The sequence below is a fragment of the Ruminococcus sp. BSD2780120874_150323_B10 genome (assembly GCF_015553695.1).
Lineage (GTDB): Bacteria > Bacillota > Clostridia > Oscillospirales > Acutalibacteraceae > Ruminococcoides > Ruminococcoides intestinale_A.
The window spans coordinates 128,540-144,539 of record NZ_JADNHD010000003.1; the positions used below are offsets into that span (position 1 = coordinate 128,540).

17 protein-coding genes are annotated in these 16,000 nt (G+C 41.0%); 7 read left to right on the forward strand and 10 right to left on the reverse strand.

Annotated elements, in window-relative coordinates:
• Positions 1-9: 9 nt before the first annotated feature.
• From I2E21_RS03230 to I2E21_RS03255, 6 genes are read right to left on the reverse strand one after another with little or no spacing between them, the layout of a single operon-like run.
• Complete coding sequence (locus tag I2E21_RS03230; RefSeq protein ID WP_186936067.1) at positions 10-1,020, reverse strand: phage major capsid protein; 1,011 nt, start codon at positions 1,018-1,020, stop codon at positions 10-12.
• Between the two features lie 13 nt (positions 1,021-1,033).
• Positions 1,034-1,369: a hypothetical protein gene (locus I2E21_RS03235; RefSeq protein WP_022235614.1), complete on the reverse strand. Its 336-nt coding sequence runs from the start codon at positions 1,367-1,369 to the stop codon at positions 1,034-1,036.
• 14 nt (positions 1,370-1,383) lie between these two features.
• A complete protein-coding gene (locus tag I2E21_RS03240; protein WP_195410397.1) occupies positions 1,384-2,364 on the reverse strand; it encodes a hypothetical protein in 981 nt (326 codons plus the stop codon).
• Positions 2,348-3,499: a serine/threonine protein phosphatase gene (locus I2E21_RS03245; protein WP_195410398.1), complete on the reverse strand. Its 1,152-nt coding sequence runs from the start codon at positions 3,497-3,499 to the stop codon at positions 2,348-2,350. The genes I2E21_RS03240 and I2E21_RS03245 overlap by 17 nt, the downstream gene beginning before the upstream one ends.
• An 11-nt stretch (positions 3,500-3,510) precedes the next feature.
• Entirely contained in the window at positions 3,511-4,758 is a 1,248-nt protein-coding gene (locus I2E21_RS03250; RefSeq protein WP_195410447.1) for a PBSX family phage terminase large subunit, read from the reverse strand.
• Entirely contained in the window at positions 4,748-5,239 is a 492-nt protein-coding gene (locus I2E21_RS03255) for a terminase small subunit (protein WP_195410399.1), read from the reverse strand. Before I2E21_RS03255 ends, I2E21_RS03250 begins: the two co-directional genes overlap by 11 nt.
• Before the next feature lie 245 nt (positions 5,240-5,484).
• Here I2E21_RS03255 and I2E21_RS03260 point away from each other — a divergent pair, with 245 nt between their 5' ends.
• The 5 genes from I2E21_RS03260 (at position 5,485) to rpe (ending at position 11,828) form a co-directional block, all read left to right on the forward strand.
• Positions 5,485-6,882 carry a spore germination protein gene (locus tag I2E21_RS03260; RefSeq protein WP_195410400.1) on the forward strand — a complete coding sequence of 466 codons (1,398 nt, stop codon included), beginning with the start codon at positions 5,485-5,487 and terminating at the stop codon, positions 6,880-6,882.
• Positions 6,883-6,931: 49 nt separating this feature from the next.
• Entirely contained in the window at positions 6,932-7,522 is a 591-nt protein-coding gene (locus I2E21_RS03265; protein WP_195410401.1) for a DUF6512 family protein, read from the forward strand.
• 109 nt (positions 7,523-7,631) lie between these two features.
• On the forward strand, positions 7,632-8,387 hold the full coding sequence (rlmB, locus tag I2E21_RS03270; protein ID WP_022235621.1) for a 23S rRNA (guanosine(2251)-2'-O)-methyltransferase RlmB: 756 nt from the start codon (positions 7,632-7,634) through the stop codon (positions 8,385-8,387).
• 27 nt (positions 8,388-8,414) lie between these two features.
• The gene (locus I2E21_RS03275) at positions 8,415-11,156 is read left to right on the forward strand and encodes a hypothetical protein (protein ID WP_022235622.1); all 2,742 of its coding nucleotides are present in this window, start codon (positions 8,415-8,417) and stop codon (positions 11,154-11,156) included.
• A gap of 18 nt (positions 11,157-11,174) precedes the next feature.
• The gene (gene rpe, locus I2E21_RS03280; protein ID WP_195410402.1) at positions 11,175-11,828 is read left to right on the forward strand and encodes a ribulose-phosphate 3-epimerase; all 654 of its coding nucleotides are present in this window, start codon (positions 11,175-11,177) and stop codon (positions 11,826-11,828) included.
• A gap of 301 nt (positions 11,829-12,129) precedes the next feature.
• Here the strand turns inward: rpe and I2E21_RS03285 are convergent, their stop codons facing one another.
• The 4 genes from I2E21_RS03285 to I2E21_RS03300 all read right to left on the reverse strand — a co-directional run bounded on the left by I2E21_RS03285 (position 12,130) and on the right by I2E21_RS03300 (position 14,310).
• On the reverse strand, positions 12,130-13,047 hold the full coding sequence (locus I2E21_RS03285; RefSeq protein ID WP_195410403.1) for a DUF4097 family beta strand repeat-containing protein: 918 nt from the start codon (positions 13,045-13,047) through the stop codon (positions 12,130-12,132).
• A complete protein-coding gene (locus I2E21_RS03290) occupies positions 13,047-13,652 on the reverse strand; it encodes a DUF1700 domain-containing protein (protein WP_022234026.1) in 606 nt (201 codons plus the stop codon). The genes I2E21_RS03285 and I2E21_RS03290 overlap by 1 nt, the downstream gene beginning before the upstream one ends.
• Positions 13,645-13,965 (reverse strand): PadR family transcriptional regulator, encoded by a 321-nt coding sequence (locus I2E21_RS03295; protein WP_195410404.1) that lies wholly within the window; start codon positions 13,963-13,965, stop codon positions 13,645-13,647. The genes I2E21_RS03290 and I2E21_RS03295 overlap by 8 nt, the downstream gene beginning before the upstream one ends.
• A gap of 195 nt (positions 13,966-14,160) precedes the next feature.
• Entirely contained in the window at positions 14,161-14,310 is a 150-nt protein-coding gene (locus I2E21_RS03300; RefSeq protein WP_195410405.1) for a hypothetical protein, read from the reverse strand.
• Between the two features lie 121 nt (positions 14,311-14,431).
• Here I2E21_RS03300 and I2E21_RS03305 point away from each other — a divergent pair, with 121 nt between their 5' ends.
• Both I2E21_RS03305 and I2E21_RS03310 read left to right on the forward strand, forming a co-directional pair.
• Entirely contained in the window at positions 14,432-14,986 is a 555-nt protein-coding gene (locus I2E21_RS03305) for a sigma-70 family RNA polymerase sigma factor (protein WP_176781278.1), read from the forward strand.
• Entirely contained in the window at positions 14,983-15,846 is an 864-nt protein-coding gene (locus I2E21_RS03310; protein WP_195410406.1) for a hypothetical protein, read from the forward strand. Before I2E21_RS03305 ends, I2E21_RS03310 begins: the two co-directional genes overlap by 4 nt.
• Positions 15,847-16,000 lie beyond the last annotated feature (154 nt).

A 16,000-nucleotide genomic window follows, 5' to 3' on the forward strand; every position in this document is an offset into this window, starting at 1 on the left:
TTCACCTCATCAGTAAGACAAAGTCTTTACGGAATCCGCAAAAATCTTTGAAAAACCTGCGGTACAGGTGATTGCCGCTCTTTCAAGCTGACGGTCAATAAGTTTGTCATAATCGGTATTTACATTGCCTGCCTGTACCATTTCGAGTGCGCAGTTCTTGTCAAAACCGATAATCTTGCTGCCTGTCATTTCCGGAGCATGAAGGAGAGATGCTCCGAGCGGTGTAATCATTCTGCCGCTTGCCTGAAAATCAAGACCTGCGTTTGCATCCTGCATCTCGCTCATAGAAAGCAACTTCTGCATAGCGTCTGTCGGTGCAATAATTGTATTGAGTTCATACGGTGAAAGCTGTGACCAAAGTTTTAAAAGGTCGGCATAAGTAATTGAACCGCTCGCCGCAACATCAACATTTGCCGCAGGATTTGCGTTGCCGTCACCGTTTACAAGCACATCAATAGCGTCTTTAAGCTGTGCCCTTGCAATGTACTCGCCGATTCGTCTTAATGTAACCGTAAACAAATCAATACGCTGAAATCTTACCGCCTCATATGATGCCACAAGCATTCTGCCACGCTTGTGAAGTTTTACGAGGTTTTCTCTTGTCTTGATTTTTGTCTGCGGAATTACAGCGCCCTCGCCCACAGGCTTTAAAGTCTTGTCATCGTCTGTCATATCGGACTCAATGCTTCTGTAATCCATACCGTCAATATTTGTAACGGTAGCCACAATCTGCGGGAGAATATCCGCTCTCTCCATACCCTGTCTTACCGCACGGCTGACATATTCGGGGAAAAGTGCCGCCGAATCCGAGGATTGGAAGAATTTTTCCACGCAGTCACTGCCGCTGCCGTTCACCTTAATGTCAAAACGCTTGAGCTGTCTTGAAAAAGCGTCAAGATTTGAAAGCGCCGTACCCTTATAGTTTTCCGACGGGTCAAGAGTTTCAAGTACATCTGTAAGTGTCTTGCCCTTCTGCTGATACATTCCCTTTTCAATTGTTATATTTTCAAAATTTGCCATAATTTTTACCTCCTTAAAGAATAAAGCCAACCGAGTCGGCTGTTGAATTTAACACAAGATACTCTCTGCCTGTTGTTGATGATGCCACTGCAGAACCCTCGCCCGCAGCAAGTTTCTTGTAACCCACTGTGATTTTTGATTTTGCGGGCATTGTAACATAGCCCTTAAGCTGAACCGTTGCATAACCGCCTCTCAATGAAAGGCAAATACCGCAGAATACTTCTCCGCTTGTGCAGGCCGTTACCTTGCCGTCATCAGTCATTTTTACAGGAACACCCGCTGTTTTAAGATTGGTGCCTGCCTCAAAAGTAAGCACATTTTCGTCATAACCGTTAAAATTTACATTCATTATTTAATCCTCCGTTATATTTTAAAATTGCCGTTTGATTCGGCTGTAATATCGTTCTTCTGTTTGTAAAGCTGGGGAACCGACGGCAAAATGCTGTCCGCCCTTTTTTCAAAAGCATTTTTAAATTCCTTAAGCTGAACTACGCTCATACTCTTTGCAACGCTCTCCATAGTTTCTCTTGAAATATCAGGCTGAACAACAGCCGATAATCTAAGCACTTCCGAAGTAAGGCTGTCACGGTAATATACTCCGTCGGCGGCACTTTTCTTAAGCTCATCTATGTACGAGCAAAGTTTTTTGCACTCTTCACCGCTTAAATTAATATCCTTTTCGGTGTAAATGCTCTTTAAAATTTCTTCCATCTTCATTTCCTTTCCCTTAAAACTTTTAATAACTCCCGCACTTCTTTGTGCAGGCACGGCAACAAAACTCCATTCGTAAGCGTCATAAATACCGCAAAGCTCGCTGTAACACTTTCTGCCGCCGTAGGTTTCGCCCTTTATGTGCGAGCAATGATTAAGGCTTTCGCCGCAAACACTGCATTTTACTTCACCTGCGGCACAGCCTATGCTTACTTCCTTTAAAATACCGCTGTCAATCGCCTGAATAATCTCATCGTTACCCTTGGTTTTCGGAATATATGCCCTTGCGGTAAGTCTGAAATAATCATCACCCGTTGCCGTTTTTCTGCCGTCAACGCTTTCAACCGAACAGGCAAAAATTCTTGCCGTCTGGTTTTTGGCTGTCGGCGAGTGGTCAAAAATACCCGTCTTGCCTACAAAAAGTTTTTCAAGTTCAAAAAGCGACTCCACAGTAAAACGCTCGTTGTCACGGTCAATATCGTTGTCGCACAAAACCACACCGAAAACATATACCTCGTCCTTTGTCAGCTTTCTGCGTGAATACGCATTGATAAGCTCCAATTCCTTATCGGTAACCTCGGCGGTTGTGCTGTCTGTCACCGCATTAATTTCCTTTTTAATCTCTCCTGTCATTTTTCACCTTACCTGTTTCAAATTCAATCTGTTCTGCCCTTGCATTGTTAAGTCTTGCGTTTGAAAGCTGAACCGCATCCTGCATATTAATGTCGTCCCATTCAACCGCAAAACCGTCGGTGTAACCCTCAAGCCTTAACACAGTTCTTATAACTTTGGTGATAATCGGGTTGAGCAATGTTCTGTAATATTCAAGCTCACTTGTAAGAATATCCGCCTGCTGTTCACTCATTCTCTCCGTGCTTGACCACGAAAATCCGAGTAAAAACGGCGGCAAACCGAGTTTTGCAACAATCTGCTCAAGCAGATGCTTAATCGGCACATCGCAATCGGGAATCTGATTTTCCGCACCGATTACTTTTACCGATACATCACCCACCGAAACAAAGTCGCACACGCTTTCACTGCGCATAGCCTTGCTCCATTCGTCTGCAATAAGTCTTGCGCTGTCCTCTGTAAATACAGTGTTGTCGGACGGTTTGCAAGTAACCGCAAAACGCACATTGCCTACCCTTTCCCAGTTGGTTTTGATTGACTCAAAAATCTTTAAAAGCACCGAACTTACAAACGGCAAACCTTTTAAAAGCGAACTGCCTCTGACAGTGCCGGGTTCGGGATTTAACAGAGTGGCAAACACAAGGTTTGAATACTTAACCGGGGTAATCATTCCGTCGTTTTTTGTGCAAATCACAAGGTCAAGCGGTGAACTGCCCTCCTGTATCTCAACATCGTCAACACTTGCATTGTAAAGTGCGACAACTCTTTTTCCGTCACGGGAAAGCACCATTTCGCCCACAGCCTCGCCGTAAGTCAAAAGTGACTCCATATACGAATACACAAAGCCGTTAATGCCCGTGCCTGTGCCGTTTGTGCATACATTGCTCATAAAATCATCAATAATCTGCTGACAGCGGCTGTTTTTTGCCGTAACGGTAAAAGTACCGAGCAAGCGTATCAGCTTACATATTGCCGCATCTATTACCGGGACTGATTTTCGCAGATTTCTGAACAATTCACGCTCCGCAGCCGTACTGCTCACATCCGAAAACATTGCAAGAGGGGAATTGATTTTCCTCTGTGCGGTCTGCACAACCGTGCCCTTGCTCTCTTTCTTTTTGCGTGAAAACAAATTCAATCTAACACCTCCTATCGCCTAAGGGCAAATACCGAAAAGCCCTTTTTGCCTGTCGATATTGACGCCGTAAAATACCTTATATCATCCATTGAATGGTCATTCTCCTTAATCGGCACATCTGCGCCGTTTTTTGTGTCCCACCTGTAAAGTGCAAATTCTCTCCTTGCGTCTTTGCAGGTTGAGCAGATTTTTATTCTGCCGTCCTTGAGTGCCTGACTTACAAGCCGAATACCGTTTACAACATTGTTTTCGGCGGGCACTGCATTAAATCTTTTATGTCTGCGTATTACCTCAATAAAGCTTGCGGCTGACGGGTCAACTACTACCCGACTTACTTTTCTGTTGCCGACAAGCTCTTCGAGTTTTGCGTAGTGCTCCTCGTCGGTGCGTTGATAACCCTCTCTGCGGGAATCAAAATAATACTCCTTAATTCGATACCATACGGAATTTTTTTCACCCCACAAACCGAATGACGCAGGGTTTACCGTACCGTAATCGCACGAAACCGCAAAATCGTCAAAACCGACATTGGGCACTTCGCAGTACATTTTTTCATCGTCCATAAACGGATACACCGCACCGTGCACCGCAACCCATCTGCCGAGCACAAATCGCTGATAAAACACACCGGAATACAAACCCTCGTACCTTTGTCGCACCTCTTTTGAAAGTGACGGATTGTCCTCCATTGTAAAATGCAGGTATAACGCATTTTTGCTGTCGGCTTTCCGAATCCACTCGGTGTAGAACCAGTGACGGGGATATTCGGGATTGCAGTTAAACCAAAACTTTGAACCGTTTACCGAACATCTTGCAAGCGCCTGCTCCACAAAAGAACGGGGCATAAGCGCCACTTCGTCAAAAAGCACACCGCAAAGTGTCATACCCTGAATGAGAGAGGCAGAGGACTCGTCCTTACCTCCAAAAAGGTAAAACCTGTTTTCAATATCGCCGTAGCGCACGATAAGTAAATTTTTTGAAATTTGCTCACTGCACTCAAATCCGAGGCTTTTAAGCACGGGAATTATCGGAGTTACCATATTTCTGCGCAGAGAGCGAATAGTCTTTCCGCAGAGGGCAAAATCCGAATTTGCAAAGCTGTAAAAGCTCCACGCAAAAAACGAAATGCTCATACAGAAAGTTTTGCCCGAACGCACTGCACCGTCACAGATGATTGCGTCGTAATTTTTGTATCGGCTCTCCTTGCACCACCACGAAAGCACCTTAAGCTGTTGTTTTGAAAAAGTATCAACTTTCATCGGTTTCACTTCTCAATGCCTCCGCTCCCTTGGCAATAGCGTCATAAAAAGGAGTTGCCCTGTCCTCTTTTTCGCTGTCGTCTGTCAGCTTTTCAAGTGCTTTGAGCCTGTCAAAAAATTTGATTTCCATAGAACCGTCCTTTGGTCTTTTTATTTCTGAAATCAAAAACAAATCCATATGCTCAAGCTGTTCCCTTGACGGATTTTCCATATATAAAAGCGACACGGCGTCAGAAATTTTGCCGAAAGCAAGCCTTCTGTAACCCACGGTGGCAATCTCCGAAAGCGAACTTGTGCGGCATTTGCCGAGCCTTTTAATTTCATCGGCAATATCTTCTCTGCATAAAAGCTCTTCTCCGCTCCTCTTGGGATTTCTGACAAAGCCTGCGTTATAAGCCGCCTCGTCAGCACTTCCGCAGCTTACAAAACAATTGCAAAAAGTTTTTTCCTTGGCGGTAAGTCCTTTTGATTTTCTTTCCATAAACACCTCCGTTTGAAAAGCAAATTTAAAACTGCCTTTCAACTATACATACAAAAACTTCAAAAATTGCATTAATTAGGCTAATTTTTCAAAAAATAATTTAAAAAATTTTTTAAAATCGGTTTTTTCTAAGTTTTTTCAAAATTCAGTACCCGATTTTAATCAATTCCAATCTTTTAACATATTTTCAATAAAATGTTAAAAACTAAACCTTGAACAATCATTTAATACAACACGGAGGAAATATGTTTACTACCGATTACAACACAAATCTTCAAATAATTTCAGACGCTCTGCGCAGTGAACAGAGTTTTGACCTTGTCAAGCGTGACCTTATAATTGCCGACCGTAAAGCTGCTTTATTTTTTATTGACGGGCTTTTAAAAGATGACATTACAGAAAAAATACTTGAATTTTTTTACAAAAATATAAAATCCGAAAATTTTAAATCCGCACTCTATTTTGCACAGTCCGCAGTCCCTTATGTTGAAGTAGAAGTAACTTCTGACCTCAAAAAAATATGTACAGATGTCTTAAGCGGTATTTCCGCACTTATAATAGAGGATTTTACCGAAGTTATCCTGCTCGACACACGAACATACCCACAGAGAAGTACAAGCGAGCCCGACAACGATAAGGTTCTGCGTGGCAGTCGTGACGGCTTTGTGGAAACGCTGATAAACAACACCGCCCTTATCCGTCGGCGAATCCGTGATACAAATCTCACGGTAAAAGCATACTCGGTAGGCACTCAATCCCACACAGATATCGCAGTTATATATATGGAAAACAAGGTTGACAAAAAGCTCCTTGCAAATCTCGACAAACGCTTAAAAGCCATTGATGTTCCATCGCTTACAATGAATCAGCAAAGCCTTGTCGAGGCGCTCTACAAAAATTTGTGGTACAACCCTTTTCCAAAGGTAAAGCACACGGAGCGCCCCGACACCACGGCATCGGCAATTCTTGACGGAAATATAGTTATTCTCGTCGATAACGCACCGTCTGCCCTGCTTTTGCCGACTTCTATCTTTGATGTGCTCGAAGAAGCTGACGATTATTACTTTCCGCCTGTCACAGGCACATACCTAAAACTTGCACGGTATTTTATAACAATAGTAACCGTGCTTATAACCCCGTTGTGGCTGCTTGCACTGCAAAATTCCGACTACTGCCCCGAGTTTTTTCGCTTTGTACTGCTTGACGAACCGCAGAACATTCCCGTATTCTGGCAGCTTATTCTTATGGAGGTCGGAATTGACGGACTGCGGCTTGCCGCTCTCAACACTCCGAACAGTCTTACCACACCGCTTAGTATTATCGGCGCTATAGCTCTTTCTGAGTTTGCCGTTGAGTCGGGCTGGGTATCAATGGAGGCAATCCTTTATATGGCGCTTGTCACCGTTGCAAACTTCACACAACCGAATTTTGAACTCGGCTACTCGTTTAAATTCTGCCGTGTACTCCTGCTTGTACTGACCTATATATTTAATGTATGGGGATTTATAATTGCGTTTATAATAAATCTCGTTTTACTTTGCACCAACCGTACGCTCTCAAGCAAAAGCTATTTATATCCGCTTGTTCCGTTTAACGGCAAAGAATTTCTGCGCAAAATTCTGCGAATACGCAACCCACGCTAAATCATTACCAAGGTAATTTCTGCATATATTTTACAAACGAGGTGATTATATGCAGAAAAAACTGATGTATCTTGAAATAGCGGGAATTTTATTTACAGTTATAATGTCTGTCTTTATGCAAAATCTGCTTGATTTGAGCGGACACACACTTATCGGCGTAATGTTCGGTTCGGTAAACGACAGTATATGGGAAATAGAAAAAACCTTGCTCTTTCCGTATCTTTTATGGGCGGGAATCGAACTTTTATGTATAAAAATTCCGTTTCGCAAATTTATTGTCGCAAAGGCGGTTTCCCTTTGGTTTTTCTGCCTTTCATATTCGGCAATATGCCTGCTGTATTCTCTCACAGGTGCGCAAACCCACTTTCTGCCCGAATTTACCGCCGCACTCATTTGCTGTACTTTAGCTTTTTTCATATCTTTCCGCTTGACGGTCGGCAACAAAAAGTGTGAGGTACTGTTTTACCCCGCATTTTTTATGTTGCTGCTGTTTGTGGTTTTGTACTGCTCGCTTACTCCGTTCCCTATGCACAATTATCTTTTTATGGACAGAACCACAGGGCTGTACGGCATAATTCCCGAAAATTTTGACAAAGGAGCAGTATATCTCGACAGCTTTTTTTCGCTAAACTATTCCTAATCAATTTAATATGTGTTATAATTTAAAGAGTATCTGAAAGCATACAGACAAAATTATGACTTTCAGATACTCAAAAAACAGATTATCGACAAAGCGAGGAAAGCTTTATATGAATAACAGAAACAACGATACAGAAGTAAAGCCTGATGTTATAGCAGGCAGAAATCCTGTAAGCGAGGCTATCCGCAGCGGCAGACCTATTGATAAAATTCTTGTCGCAAGGGGCGAAAAGAGCGGCGCTGTTGTGGGAATTCTTGCCAAAGCCAAGGACAAGGGCATACTTGTAAAAGAAGTTGACCGCACAAAACTTGACTATGTAAGCGGCAACGAAAACCACCAGGGCATTGTTGCTTTTGCCGCTGTCAGAGAATACTCAACGGTAGATGATATTCTTGCGTATGCGGCAGAAAAGGACGAGCCTCCTTTTATTGTAATTCTTGACGAAATCGAAGACCCGCACAACCTCGGCGCTATCATCCGTACCGCAGAATGTGCCGGAGTTCACGGTGTAATTATTCCGAAAAGACGCAGTGTGGGACTTTCCTACACAGTAGGCAAGGCGTCTGCCGGTGCAATAGAATATATGCGTGTGGCAAGAGTAACAAACATTGCCGCCCTGATTGATGACCTTAAGAGCAAGGGCGTATGGGTGTACGGTGCAGATATGAACGGTACAGACTACCAAAAATGCAATTTTTCGGGTGCGTGCGCAATTGTAATAGGCAACGAGGGTAAGGGAATTTCCCGACTTGTGCGTGAGAAATGCGATGTTATAGTATCTTTGCCGATGAAAGGACAAATAAATTCTCTTAATGCATCTGTTGCGGCAGGCATTATAATGTACAGCGCAATGAAAGACAGATAAACGCTTTTTGTTAAAGGAGTGATAAATTTGCCGAATAACCAAACCAATGAGGACAGCAAGCTTATTGACCGTGACAGAGAGGTTGACGAAATCTTAGAGGAATCAAAATACCTCTTAGATCAGGAAAAAATGGAGCTTACTGCTCAAAAATACAGAGCAAAACAGCCTGTTGCCGAAATTTTCAGCAATGCAGATAAAAAGCCGAGGCTTGAAAACAGCAATCCTCTTGATGTGGATAAAGAACAGACTGTAAACGAAAATGAAATTTCAGGCGACAAAACAGCCACCACCCTGCAAGCCGAGCTTGTTCTTGAGGGTACGGACGATGACTACCCGTCACCGCAAAACGAAATTTTAAAAGAAACCGAAAAAAATACGGAGCAGGATAAAGACGAAAAATCGGAGGAAAAGCAAGAAACCGCTCTTGAAGAAAACAAGTCAACAGAGCAAACAAACTCCGACGAAAAAACAGATACAGACTCGGAAAACGAAGACGACGAAGAAATTGTCACCCTTACTCCCGAATATTCCGAGGGCACAACTTTTTCTCAAGATATTTTAGATGATGTCGACCAGTTCAACGACAACGAAACTCACATAAAAAGTATACATACTATTGATATAGATATTACGGACGACGATACCAAACCGCCCAAAGCTCCGAACGAGCCGCAGGGCAAGTTTGACGAACTGTTCAAAACTCCCGAGCCCGATGTAAAACAGCACAAAAAGGTTATAGCCAAAGTGCCTGTTTACCGCAAAGAGGGCGAGCAGAACGCACTGAATGTAAAAGCGGGCAAATTTTCCGAGGTTGTCGGATATGAGTACGAGGAATATATAAAATCAAAAAATCCGTCGGTAATCGCTCATGTAATAAAGCCCGAAACCAAGCGTACAGTCATTGTTGAAGAGGACGATGACGAAGTTGAGCCGCTTGATTTTCATTCGGCATCAGAAAAGATAATGTCGAGCCTTGTGGGATTTTTTTCAAAAGATGCGTCGGACGATAACGACACTCCCGTTAAGGAAACCGAAGTGGTCGATGACTATATGGGCGAAGATGACGAAAAGAGCATAATGCAGGAAATCAACCTGAACATAAAAAAGCTCTTTGGCAGAACAATGCTCACAGGCGGACTTGCACTTGTATCAATAATAATTACAGTGCTTGTAAGACTGTTCCCGCAGGCAATATGCAGCGCAGTATTTTTTGCTCCTGTTGCCTATGCGGTAATCAACTTTTTGCTAATCGGTTTTTCAACCTTTGTAAACAGAGTATCAATAATGAGCGGACTTACACCGCTTACGCATTTTAAAGGAAATTCCGATACGGCGGTTGCACTTGCGGCGGTTGCGTCCGTAATACAGACAGTGGTATCTTTCTTCTGTCTGTACGGAGTTACCGGCTTTGACATCAACTACTATACGGTAATAGTTCTGGTTGCTTTCTTTGCCAACAACTTAGGCAAATTGCTTATGGTACTTAGAGTTAAAGAAAACTTTAAGTTTACCGCTGCCGACGGTCAGCGATATGCCGCTAAAATTTACAATAACGAATCTGTGGCAACACAGATGATGAGCGGTACGGCTGTTGAGCAGCCAATCATTGCTTATCAGCACCGCACGGGTTTTCCGTCAAACTTTCTTAAGATCTCCTATGCACCCGACCCCAGTGAAGACCTCGCCTCCAAGCTTGCACCTGCAACCTCAATAATTGCGGTAGTGGTTGCGCTCCTTTACGGCATATTCTTCGGTTCGTTTTCGGGTGCGGTAAATGCATTTGCGCTTGTATGTGCGGTATGCGTTCCTGTTTCAACATTACTTGCGGTAAACATTCCTATGTATAACCTCTGCAAAAAACTTTTGCCTACAGGCGCAATGCTTTCGGGTTATCCGTCGGTAAAACAGTTCTGCGACAGTACGGCGGTAATGATTGACGCAAACGAGCTTTTCCCTGCCGACTCGGTATTCCTTGACGGCATAAAGACTTTTGAGGATTACAATACAGACGAATCGCTTTTGTGCGGAATTGCAATTCTTAAAGAGGCTAAAAACCCGATTGCCAAAGTATTTGAAAAGGTAGTCGATGAAACCGAGGGCGATTTGCCGGAGGTTGAGAGCGTTCTCTACGAAGATGAGCTTGGACTTGTAGGCTGGGTAAACGGTGAACGAATCCTTGTCGGCAACCGTGAGCTTATGACAAAATACAGCGTAGAAACTCCGAGTATTGAGTATGAGGACAAGTACATTCAGAGCGGCAAACAGGTAACATATGTTGCCCGTGCAGGCAGACTGATTGCAATGTTTGTAACTCACTATATCGCCGATTCAATCCTTATGCCGGAACTTCACAGAGCCGAGGCAAACGGAATCAGCATACTTGTTCACTCAACCGACTGCAATATTACAAATGACCTTATATGCAGTCTTTACAATGTATTTTACCGTACGGTAAAGGTACTTCCCACAGGACTTGGCACGGTACTTAAGGAATGTAAGTCTACATTTGAAGAAACTTCAAGAGCTTACCTCATCACAAACGGTAAAACATCGGCTTTCTTAAAGGCTGTATCGGGAAGTGTACAAATAAAGCGTAATATTTCGCTTTCAATCGTAATTCAGCTTATCTCGATTGTACTCGGCGTACTGCTCACAGCCACCCTTGCACTTTATGCGGGAGTAGGCGTGCTCGGCACACTTGAGGTACTTATATATTCAATGTTCTGGGGCGTTGCCACACTTGTTGCACCGCTTATACATAAAACCTGATGAAAGGAAGTTTGCAAAATGAAAATTGCTCCTTCACTCCTCTCCTGTGACTTTGCAAAAATGGGAGAAGAAATTGAAAAAATGGATAAATGCGGTGCCGACTATATGCACCTTGATGTTATGGACGCCCACTTTGTGCCGAACCTCACATTCGGCGCACCTGTAATAAAAGCGGTAAGAAGTTACACAGAAAAGCCTTTTGATGTGCACCTTATGATTTCAGAACCGCTTAAGTATATAGATGATTTTGCAAAAGCCGGCGCAGATATTATTACTTTTCATGCAGAAAGCGACTCCGACATCAGCAAAACTATTGATAAAATCACAGAAAACGGCATAAAACCCGGACTTGTAATCAAACCGAACACTCCGGCAAGCGCAGTTTTCCCTTACCTTGACAAATTGTTTATGGTGCTCGTTATGACTGTTGAACCGGGTTTTGGCGGTCAGAGCTTTATGGCGGATATGCTGCCGAAAGTACAGGAAATCAAAGCCGAGTGCGCAAATCGTGGTCTTGATGTTCTTATTGAGGCAGACGGCGGAATCAGCACATCGACAATCAAACAGGCAGCCGATGCAGGCGTTGATGTATGTGTTGCTGGCACAGCTGTTTTCAAAGCCGAAGACAGCGCAAAAGCCATTGCAGAGCTTAAAGCTATTGCCGAAAATTAATTGTTTTATAATATTTAAAAACAAAACACCGTCATTATCGGTTCTGTCCGACAATGACGGTGTTTTTAGTTGTTATGTTTGTTTTTGTGTTGGGCAAATTATAGCTTAGGTGAATACTTCGTCAGGTAATTATAAAAGTTTGGTCAACCTTTTCAAAGGTTGTGGGTGTGGGCAAAGCCCACAAATACTTTCGTTTGCACAATCTAACGACAGCCGAACAGCCTGCTGTTTGGCGGCTTGAACACAACGGCGCAAGCCTCTAAAAATGCTGACAGCTCGACCAAAGTCAAGCTGTTGTTTTTTACTGATCTGCAATTTCGATATAAATATCTCCGCTTACCGTAGTTATTCGGCACTCTTCGTTTGAAACGCTTTGCGGTACATTTACCGTGCCGCTGGTTGTTTCGGTAATAAATTGTTTATTACTTAGCAATGTTCCCGATATTTCGCCGCTTACGGTATCAAGTACAATATTTTTTGCGTCACATCTTTTCAAATCTATCTCTCCGCTTGTGCTGTTTGCTTTAAGCTTTTGGCTTGCAACCGTATCGGTAAGCATAACTCCACCGCTGGTTGTTTTTGCAAAAATTTCTTTGCCTTTTACATTTGACAAGTCAATCTCACCGCTTACAGAACTCGCATTAATGCACTCGGTTGCCGAAATATTATTTATAATTACATCTCCGCTTGTTGATGAAATATTAAGTTCTTGTTTTACATCGGCTTTTACACTTACATCACCGCTGATACTGCCGACCTTTGCATTATCAAAAGTAAATTCGTTTGCAACATCAATATCTCCGCTCATTGAAGCTGCATTCAAAGAATCATATTTGTTTTTCGGCAAATAAACCGAAACCCTCATATCCGCAGCGAAAAATCCGATATTAATACGCTCAAACCAGTTGCGTTCATCTTTCACACGGACTGTTAATGTATTGTTTTCGTTTACAACAGTGTGAGTGACTTTTTCCCGTTCATCACACAATACCCGACATTTATCATCATTTGATTTATAAAAATTTATATTGCTTGCCGCGTCCTCTATTATAATATTTGTAAAATCGTCTTCAACAGTATAAGTATGCGTTACAAAATCTGATGTGCTGATTTCATTAAAATTAAATCCAAGACTGTATATACCGCAAAATCCGCAAATCATTCCAACCGCTACAAGAATTACAGCTACCGTTATCAGTATCTTTTTTGATTTCTTCATTATACTTCCTCTTTTCTTATAAACAAGGATTTTATCCAAATCCATATTTTTTTACTGACAAATACCATTCCTTTTGTAATTTGATTAATTCCGAAAAACGACAGTATTGACAAACCCGCACATACAAAAGCTCCGCCAATCAGCACGAGCATCGCAAATATATTGGCATTTGAGGTAAAAGCATATGCCACTGTACTTACCAATGTAAAAATTCCGCTTACCGCCAAACTGAAATCAGCCGCATAAAATGACAAAACCACAGACCATATAACTATGTAAACCGTCAGAACAATAACTATTGCGGTTAAAAGCAGAGGAAACCAAACGGGAGATCCTACTGCGAGCAATACTATTTCCCACACCTTCCAATCGTGTTTTTTGCTGACTGTTCTTTTAACCAATTTTGGCAATGAAGATTCCGATAAAATTTGCTGTATAATTTCGTTTACCGAGCCTATATCTTCAACAGCCTCATTTTCGGTCATACCCTCGTCCATTCTGTCGTCAATCATTTCACTGTAAAACTGAACCGAATTTTCTATATCTTCTTTCGGCAATCCCGATAAACCGTTATACAATGCCCCAAGAAATTCCTGTTTACTCATCATCATTTTCCTCCTTTATGATAAACCGATAAATTGATACTATCTCGTGCCACTCATTTTTAAAATCTTCTATTCTGTTTAATCCCTCTTGTGTAATATGATAATACTTGCGTAACCGTCCGTTATACTCTACCTTATTGACGGTAAGCATTTGAGCGGTTTCCAATCTTCTTAAAATCGGATACAAAGTTGATTCGGATATTTCCACATACGGTTTCATATCTTTTATAATCTGATAACCGTAAGAATCTTTGTTTTTTATAGCGGCAAGCACGCATATGTCCAAAAGTCCTCGTTTCAGCTGAACATCCATATTATACCTCCCTTTGCATAATACTATACATCACACAGTATTATATGTCAAGGACTTTTTTCAGATTATATAATAAAAATTTTGAACAGCCTATTAAAATCTCTCACCGTTATGTTCAAGTAGCCAAACAATAAAAAAGCAAAAGCAGTTTCAAAGGCAATGCTTTGAAACTGCTGAATTTACAATAATATTAAATTATAACTCAAGACCGCTTGTAGTCTTTAAAAACTCATTAAGTTTGTTGTAAATAATATCTACGCCGCCTACCGAATCACTCTCAATATTAAGCGGCTTGAACACAACGGCGCAAGCCTTTAAAAATGCTGACAGCTCGACTAAAGTCAAGCTGTTGTTTTTTGTGTAACTTTTAATATTTTGATATAATAATGTTAAAATATAAATTGCTCACGAATATTTTTATAATTATATCGTCTATATATATGAAAGCTAAAAAGGAGGGATTTAATTGAATGACAAACAAATAATTGATTTGTACTTTTCAAGATCGGAACAATCTATAAAAGAAACAAAAATCAAGTACAGTTCTTTTTGTCGAAAAATAGCATATAACATTCTATCAAATAATGAAGATACCGATGAATGTGAAAATGATACTTACCTTAAAATATGGAATTCAATTCCGCCTAATAACCCTGAAAATTTTAAGGCATACATAGGCAAAATCACAAGGAATATTGCACTTGATATATGGAAGAAAAACCATACTCAAAAAAGAAACGCAGGTATTGAAATTCTTTTCAGCGAAATGGAAGATATATTATCAGTACCACAGACAGACACCGAATATGAACTTGAAGAAATTACACCAATAATTAATAAATGGTTATTAACTCTGAGTAAAAAAGAACAGGCTTTATTTATATTGAGGTATTGGCAAGGAGAATCTGTAAAAAGCATTGCAAAGCAATGGAACACATCTTCAAACAAACTTTCAGGCAAACTTTTCAGATTAAGAAACAATTTAAAACAGGCACTCGAAAAGGAGGGCATATTTCTATGAAAAAAAACAATGATGAAATCTTATATAATTCAATCAGCAATATTGACGAAAACATAATTGCATCTTCTTTGGTTTATAAACCCAAAAGCAAAAAAATTATTATATGGGCAAGCCTTGCAGCCTGTTTATGTGCGGTCTCCGTTACTTATGCAGTCATATATAAAAATAATTTTAATAAGCCGGTCAATAATTCCGAAGTTTTAAGTACAACTAACCGCAGTTCTGACTTTCACATTTACTCCCTACCTAAAGTCTTATCAGAGAACAGTGAAAATTCAAAGCAAAAGGTTTTATTAAGCCCTGTAAAGACTTTACTTGACAGCAACACGGGTATTCATGCAATTACTTATACCGTTGATTTTAAATCAGACGGTTCACCTTACGATGAAAGAGATACTTCTTATAGCGGAAATATCATTAAACAAGATTTATTTGATATATCGCCCGACAGTATAGAATTTTCCATTGCAAGCGATGCTGTTGAATATTATAATGTAACAGTAAAAAATAATTGCATATCTTATCAAAGTGATTCAACCGTTTTTTCAGGTCAAAAATCATTTGAAAATATTAAAATTTCAGACAACGGTTTCATAACATGGCGACCCACCTGCGAAAAATTTTCAACAGAAATTCTGTCTATAACCGGTAAGGAAGAACCCGATTATAACAGTAATATTCTGGATAGAACAGCATACTCCGATGCCGAAAAAACAGTGTATGACAGTATCAAAAATTTTGATGAGTATTTTGGAGATACATTAACCTTTGAATTGCATTATAAAAACAATGCCACAAAAACTGTTTATGTAAATATTTCAATAAATGAAAACGGAAATTATATGGTAAATTACAGTTAAATATTAAAAAACACAGCAGTTCCGAAGAATACACCTGGGAACTGCTGTGTTTTTATAAAATCATAACTCAAGACCGCTTGTAGTCTTTAAAAACTCATTAAGTTTGTTGTAAATAATATCTACGCCGCCTACCGAATCACTCTCAATATTCAGC

What these genes read in the sequence shown, in the direction of transcription:
- I2E21_RS03230 (WP_186936067.1), bottom strand. Translation starts at nt 1,020, where the DNA reads ATGGCAAATTTTGAAAATATAACAATTGAAAAGGGAATGTATCAGCAG.
- I2E21_RS03235 (WP_022235614.1), bottom strand. Translation starts at nt 1,369, where the DNA reads ATGAATGTAAATTTTAACGGTTATGACGAAAATGTGCTTACTTTTGAG.
- I2E21_RS03240 (WP_195410397.1), bottom strand. Translation starts at nt 2,364, where the DNA reads ATGACAGGAGAGATTAAAAAGGAAATTAATGCGGTGACAGACAGCACA.
- I2E21_RS03250 (WP_195410447.1), bottom strand. Translation starts at nt 4,758, where the DNA reads ATGAAAGTTGATACTTTTTCAAAACAACAGCTTAAGGTGCTTTCGTGG.
- I2E21_RS03255 (WP_195410399.1), bottom strand. Translation starts at nt 5,239, where the DNA reads ATGGAAAGAAAATCAAAAGGACTTACCGCCAAGGAAAAAACTTTTTGC.
- I2E21_RS03260 (WP_195410400.1), top strand. Translation starts at nt 5,485, where the DNA reads ATGTTTACTACCGATTACAACACAAATCTTCAAATAATTTCAGACGCT.
- I2E21_RS03265 (WP_195410401.1), top strand. Translation starts at nt 6,932, where the DNA reads ATGCAGAAAAAACTGATGTATCTTGAAATAGCGGGAATTTTATTTACA.
- rlmB (WP_022235621.1), top strand. Translation starts at nt 7,632, where the DNA reads ATGAATAACAGAAACAACGATACAGAAGTAAAGCCTGATGTTATAGCA.
- rpe (WP_195410402.1), top strand. Translation starts at nt 11,175, where the DNA reads ATGAAAATTGCTCCTTCACTCCTCTCCTGTGACTTTGCAAAAATGGGA.
- I2E21_RS03285 (WP_195410403.1), bottom strand. Translation starts at nt 13,047, where the DNA reads ATGAAGAAATCAAAAAAGATACTGATAACGGTAGCTGTAATTCTTGTA.
- I2E21_RS03290 (WP_022234026.1), bottom strand. Translation starts at nt 13,652, where the DNA reads ATGAGTAAACAGGAATTTCTTGGGGCATTGTATAACGGTTTATCGGGA.
- I2E21_RS03295 (WP_195410404.1), bottom strand. Translation starts at nt 13,965, where the DNA reads ATGGATGTTCAGCTGAAACGAGGACTTTTGGACATATGCGTGCTTGCC.
- I2E21_RS03310 (WP_195410406.1), top strand. Translation starts at nt 14,983, where the DNA reads ATGAAAAAAAACAATGATGAAATCTTATATAATTCAATCAGCAATATT.